Source organism: Stutzerimonas chloritidismutans AW-1, from assembly GCF_000495915.1.
Lineage (GTDB): Bacteria > Pseudomonadota > Gammaproteobacteria > Pseudomonadales > Pseudomonadaceae > Stutzerimonas > Stutzerimonas chloritidismutans.
In genome coordinates this window covers 1-5,719 of record NZ_AOFQ01000069.1, presented here as the reverse complement: position 1 = coordinate 5,719, position 5,719 = coordinate 1, and the positions used below count along the sequence as shown (strand labels likewise).

The window sequence follows — 5,719 nt, the reverse complement described above, 5'->3', positions numbered from 1 at the left end:
TTCCCGGCTTCGGTCGGGGGAGCCAGTACTTCTTCGGCCAGCCGCTGGCCGAGTTGAAGTTGCCGCAGGTGGCATTGCTGGTCGGCATGGTGAAAGGGCCTACCTACTACAACCCTCGACGCAATCCCGAGCGGGCGTTGGAGCGGCGCAACCTGGTTCTCGACCTGCTCGCCGAGCAGCAGGCGGTCAGCGCCGAGGACATAGCAAAAGCCAAGCAGGCACCGCTGGGCGTGACCCAGCGTGGCAGCATGGCCGACAGCTCCTATCCGGCCTTCCTCGACTTGGTCAAGCGTCAGCTGCGTGAGGACTATCGGGACGAGGACCTCACCGAAGAAGGTCTGCGTGTCTTCACCAGTTTCGATCCGGTGATCCAGCTCAAGGCCGAGCAGGCCATGAGCGAAACCCTCAAGCGTCTCGGCAAGAGCACCGAAGGCGTCGAAGGCGCAATGATCGTGACCAATCCTGAGACCGGTGAAATTCAGGCCCTGCTCGGTAGTCGCCAGCCGGGTTTCGCGGGGTTCAATCGCGCGCTCGATGCGTCACGGCCGATCGGCTCGCTGATCAAGCCGGCCATCTACCTGGCTGCCCTGGAAAAGCCCAGCCAGTACACGCTGACCAGTCTGCTCGAAGACGAGCCCTTCTCGGTCAAGGGCGCCGACGGGCAGATCTGGAAGCCGCAGAACTATGGGCGTCAGGCTTATGGCACGGTTTACCTGTATCAGGCACTCGCCAATTCCTACAATCTGTCCACGGCGCGGCTCGGGCTCGACCTGGGTGTGCCGAATGTACTGAAGACGCTTGTGCGGCTGGGTGCATCGCCACAGTGGCCAGCGTATCCGTCGATGCTGCTCGGAGCGGGCGGTTTGCGGCCGATCGAAGTTGCCGATATGTATCAGACCCTGGCCAACGGTGGCTTCAACACTCCGTTGCGTGGCATTCGCAGCGTGCTGACCGCGGACGGTGAGCCACTCAAGCGGTATCCGTTCCAGATTCAGCAGCGCTTTGATCCGGGTGCCATCTACCTGACTCAGTACGCCATGCAGCGTGCCATGCGCGAAGGAACGGGTCGTTCTGCCTACAACCGTCTGCCGCAGTCGCTGAATCTCGCTGGCAAGACCGGTACCACAAACGACTCGCGTGACAGCTGGTTCGCAGGCTTCAGCCAGGATCTGCTGGCAGTGGTCTGGTTGGGTCGTGATGACAATGGCAAAACTTCGCTGACTGGGGCGACCGGCGCGCTGCAGGTGTGGAGCGATTTCATGCGGCGGGCCGATCCGCTGCCTTTGCAGATGCCAGTGCCGGACAACGTGACATATGCCTGGGTGGACGCGCGAAGCGGCCTGGGTACGGATGAGCGTTGCCCCGATGCGGTGCAGATGCCCTATATTCGCGGCAGCGAACCGGCCCCCGGACCTGGCTGCGGCATTCAGGCGCCGGCGGAGTCGGTCATGGATTGGGTGCGTGGCTGGTTGGAGTAACTGCCGCAGAGGTCGCGTGCTTCGTGATTCTACGTTGAGAGGTCTGAATTGGTGAACAAGCAGTGGATGGCCGTTGTTGCAGCGGTGACGCTGGTACAGGGGTGCGCGACAGTGGATCGTGGTTCGATTCCCGTGGTGGACTCAGGCGCTCCCGTTTCCGAGGAGGTGGCGGCTCGCCAGGGATACCGCGCGCCAGCCGCGGTCGCGACGCCAAGGCAGCAGCAGGAGGATTCTGGGGTGGTGGTGATGGTGCCGCAAGGCAGCTCTGCACCGCTTGAGACGTTCGCCGCGCCAGATGCACCCTTTGCCGGGTCGAGTGGAACGACAGGCGGAGATCAGCCTGCGTGGCAGCCGGCATCGTCAATCTCGGCGCCGGCCAGCACGCAGCAGCAACCGAGCATGCCCACCGGTATCCCGTCCTCCGGCAGCAGCAGCGGCCTGGCCGCCGACGAGCAGCTGGATGGCCCTGTGCTCGCGCTGTTGACTACGGCTCAACAGCAGCAGGGCGGTGGTGACCTGAATGGTGCGGCTTCCAGTCTCGAACGTGCGCAGCGTATTGCGCCGCGCGAGCCGCAGGTCCTTTATCGTCTGGCCCAGGTCCGGTTGGCGCAGGGGGATGCCACTCAGGCGGAGCAGCTGTCGCGCCGGGCATTAAGCTATGCCAGCGGGCGCCCGGCGCTGCAGGCCAGCCTCTGGGAGTTGATTGCGCAGGCACGCGAGCGGCGGGGCGACAGTGCCGGTGCCGCGCAGGCTCGTGAACGAGCCAAGGTCAATCTGTGATGGATCTGCGCCTACCGGCAGTCGCGCAGCAGCTGCTTTTGATCGAGCGCGAGCTGCGCACGCTTGACATGTGGAGCGTCGAGCCGCCGGCGCCGGAGGCTCTGGCCAGCGTCGAGCCGTTTTGCGTGGATACGCTGCGCTTCGAACAATGGCTGCAGTGGATATTCCTGCCGCGGATGAAGGCGATTGTCGAGGCGGATCATCCTCTGCCGCAGGCGTCGGGCATCTGTGCGATGGCAGAGCTGGTCTATCGGGAGGCGCGGGTAGTCAGTTTGCTCGAGGCACTGCGTGCTTTCGATGCGTTGATCGAGGTGCCTTCGCGCTGAGCGGCTTGGCGCGCCGCCAGCGCAATACCTAAAGATGCGGTATCAGTTGCAGTTTTCGGCGATCTTGTCGCGTGTTGCTGCGATCCTTGCCTGCCGCTCCTCTTCGGTGATTCGCCGGGTTTCACCCTTCTCTTCGACACGTACCCGCGGATTGTTCTGCAGTTGCGCGAGGTTGGTGCGCATCGTCTCGCAGTAGCGCTTGCGTTCGGCCTCTTGCTCAGCGACCTGGCGCTTCACCTTGCGATCGATGCTCTGCTGGTCGACCTCGGTTTCGTCCTCGACGACGGGGGCTGGCATCGTGGTCGATTTTGCCGGCGCGGTAACGGTGTTGACGGTTTCCACCTGCTGCCCTTGCGGCGGTTGCGCGCCGAAGTGCGTGACCCCCTGGGCGTCTACCCACTTGTATACCTGGGCGGCCATGACGTTGCCGCAAAGCGCCAGTACCAAGCCGCCCGCAAGAAACATGAATCGCATGTCGTTACCTTCATTGGAATCGGAAACCGGCAGTCACTATACCCAAAAGCCGGAGCGCCGCTTCTGCACCCTGTCACAGCTCAACGCTGCCCAAACACAACGGCGAGCTTGACTTGCTGGTGCTGAATCCGAACAATTCGAGGCTTGCTGTCCTGAGTCGCCTCGCCGCAAGCGATACCGGCTCAGTCTAGACAGACATGAGGTGCTACCCGCGCCGACCTGCATCACCCGCAACGCGTTACCTCGCGCTGGGTGGAGAGCCCGCGACACCAGGGTCTCTTCCAATACTGGCTCAGTCAGTGGCTGACGTAGTCGGCGACCACCGTCGCTCATGCCCTGCTGGCAGTAAACCTATTTCTGGCGGCTCCGACTTGGAATCGCTATCTGGCGTTTCAGAGGTGAACAACGTGGAACTCTTATCCGGCGCTGAAATGGTCGTCCGCTCCCTGCGTGACGAAGGCGTTAAGTACATCTACGGGTACCCGGGCGGTGCCGTTCTGCATATCTACGATGCGCTTTTCAAGGAAAAGGCCATCGAACACATCCTGGTTCGTCACGAGCAGGCCGCCACGCACATGGCCGATGGCTATGCGCGCGCGACCGGCAAGGCCGGCGTGGTGCTGGTGACCTCCGGACCAGGGGCGACCAACGCCATCACCGGTATCGCCACCGCCTTCATGGACTCGATCCCGATGGTGGTCATCTCCGGCCAGGTGCCCAGCACCATGGTCGGCACCGATGCCTTCCAGGAAACCGACATGATCGGTATCTCCCGGCCCATCGTGAAGCACAGCTTCATGATCAAGCATCCTTCGGAAATCCCCGAAGTGATGAAAAAGGCGTTCTATCTCGCCGAATCCGGGCGTCCAGGGCCGGTTGTCATCGACATTCCGAAGGACATGACCAACCCGGCCGAGAAGTTCGAGTACGTCTATCCGAAGAAGGCCAAGCTGCGTTCGTACAGTCCGGCCGTGCGTGGACATTCGGGCCAGATTCGCAAAGCGGCGGAACTGCTGCTGGGAGCCAAGCGGCCCATCATCTACGCCGGTGGCGGCGTGATCCTGGGCAAGGCCTCGGCGCAATTGACCGAGCTGGCGAAGATGCTCAACCTGCCGGTGACCAACACCCTGATGGGCTTGGGTTGCTATCCGGGCGGTGACCGCCAGTTCGTCGGCATGCTCGGCATGCACGGCAGCTACACCGCCAACCTGGCTATGCACCATTCCGACGTGATCCTGGCGGTCGGTGCGCGCTTCGATGACCGCGTCATCAATGGTGCGGCGAAATTCTGCCCGAACGCCAAGATCATCCATATCGACATCGACCCGGCGTCGATCTCCAAGACCATCAAGGCCGACATTCCGATCGTCGGTCCGGTCGACAGTGTGCTGACCGAGATGGTCGCCATCGTCAAGGAAATCGGTCAGACGCCGAATGCCGAGACGGTCGCCAGCTGGTGGAAACAGATCGACGAGTGGCGCGGCAACCGCGGGCTGTTCCCCTACGACAAGGGCGATGGTTCGATCATCAAGCCTCAGGCCGCCATCGAGGTGCTTTGCGAAGTGACCAAGGGCGACGCCTATGTGGCCTCGGACGTCGGTCAACACCAGATGTTCGCCTGCCAGTACTACAAGTTCGACAAGCCCAACCGTTGGCTCAACTCGGGCGGCCTCGGCACCATGGGCTTTGGTCTGCCTGCAGCCATGGGCGTGAAGCTGAACTTCCCCGAAGCCGATGTCGCGGTGGTGACGGGTGAGGGCAGCATCCAGATGAACATCCAGGAGCTGTCCACCTGCCTGCAGTACGACCTGCCGGTGAAGATCATCAACCTCAACAACGGTGCGCTGGGAATGGTTCGCCAGTGGCAGGACATGGTGTACAACAGCCGCTATTCGCACTCCTACATGGAGTCGCTGCCAGACTTCGTCAAGCTGGCCGAGGCTTATGGTCACGTGGGAATGCGCATCACCGACCTCAAGGACCTCAAGCCGATGATGGAAGAGGCGTTCGCCATGAAGGATCGCCTGGTCTTCCTGGATATCGCGGTCGATACCGCTGAGCACGTCTATCCGATGCAGATCAAAGACGGTGCGATGCGCGACATGTGGCTGAGCAAGACGGAGCGGACCTGATCATGAGACACATCATTTCCCTGCTGATGGAAAACGAACCGGGTGCGCTGTCTCGTGTGGTCGGCCTGTTTTCGCAACGCAACTACAACATCGAAAGCCTCACCGTGGCGCCGACCGAAGACCCGACCCTGTCGCGTCTAACGCTGACCACGGTAGGCCACGAGGAGGTGATCGAGCAGATCACCAAAAACCTCAACAAGCTGGTTGAGGTGGTCAAGCTGGTCGACCTGTCGGAGAGCGCCCATATCGAGCGTGAACTTATGCTGATCAAGGTCAAGGCCACCGGTGCCCAGCGCGCCGAGGTCAAGCGCACCACCGATATCTTCCGCGGGCAGATCGTCGACGTGACCACCAGCGTTTATACGATTCAGTTGGCCGGAACCAGCGACAAGCTGGACAGTTTCATCCAGGCCGTTGGCACTGCTTCGATCCTGGAGGTTGTGCGCAGTGGCGTCACCGGGATTTCCCGCGGTGACAAGGTGCTGAGTATCTAACGGCTGGGGGGCGCGGCGTCTCTCCCGTCAGTAAC

General features: G+C 62.0%; 6 protein-coding genes. 5 read left to right on the top strand and 1 reads right to left on the bottom strand.

Annotated features, from left to right (window positions below; genetic code table 11):
* The 3 genes from F753_RS46530 to F753_RS46525 all read left to right on the top strand — a co-directional run.
* A partial coding sequence (locus F753_RS46530) for a penicillin-binding transpeptidase domain-containing protein (protein WP_023446936.1) occupies positions 1 to 1,478 on the top strand: 1,478 nt, incomplete at its 5' end.
* Positions 1,479 to 1,544: 66 nt separating this feature from the next.
* Positions 1,545 to 2,258, top strand: a complete 714-nt coding sequence (locus F753_RS0125325) for a tetratricopeptide repeat protein (protein ID WP_031298396.1) — start codon at positions 1,545 to 1,547, stop codon at positions 2,256 to 2,258.
* Positions 2,258 to 2,584, top strand: a complete 327-nt coding sequence (locus F753_RS46525) for a YqcC family protein (protein WP_023446934.1) — start codon at positions 2,258 to 2,260, stop codon at positions 2,582 to 2,584. Before F753_RS0125325 ends, F753_RS46525 begins: the two co-directional genes overlap by 1 nt.
* A gap of 42 nt (positions 2,585 to 2,626) precedes the next feature.
* Here the strand turns inward: F753_RS46525 and F753_RS46520 are convergent, their stop codons facing one another.
* Positions 2,627 to 3,058, bottom strand: a complete 432-nt coding sequence (locus F753_RS46520; protein WP_023446933.1) for a DUF4124 domain-containing protein — start codon at positions 3,056 to 3,058, stop codon at positions 2,627 to 2,629.
* Between the two features lie 407 nt (positions 3,059 to 3,465).
* On the opposite strand from F753_RS46520, the gene F753_RS46515 reads away from it, so the two are divergent.
* On the top strand, positions 3,466 to 5,190 hold the full coding sequence (locus F753_RS46515) for an acetolactate synthase 3 large subunit (protein ID WP_031298394.1): 1,725 nt from the start codon (positions 3,466 to 3,468) through the stop codon (positions 5,188 to 5,190).
* A gap of 2 nt (positions 5,191 to 5,192) precedes the next feature.
* The gene (gene ilvN / locus F753_RS46510; RefSeq protein WP_003279875.1) at positions 5,193 to 5,684 is read left to right on the top strand and encodes an acetolactate synthase small subunit; all 492 of its coding nucleotides are present in this window, start codon (positions 5,193 to 5,195) and stop codon (positions 5,682 to 5,684) included.
* The last annotated feature ends 35 nt before the right edge of the window (positions 5,685 to 5,719 follow it).

What these genes read in the sequence shown, in the direction of transcription:
- F753_RS0125325 (WP_031298396.1), top strand. Translation starts at nt 1,545, where the DNA reads ATGGCCGTTGTTGCAGCGGTGACGCTGGTACAGGGGTGCGCGACAGTG.
- F753_RS46525 (WP_023446934.1), top strand. Translation starts at nt 2,258, where the DNA reads ATGGATCTGCGCCTACCGGCAGTCGCGCAGCAGCTGCTTTTGATCGAG.
- F753_RS46520 (WP_023446933.1), bottom strand. Translation starts at nt 3,058, where the DNA reads ATGCGATTCATGTTTCTTGCGGGCGGCTTGGTACTGGCGCTTTGCGGC.
- ilvN (WP_003279875.1), top strand. Translation starts at nt 5,193, where the DNA reads ATGAGACACATCATTTCCCTGCTGATGGAAAACGAACCGGGTGCGCTG.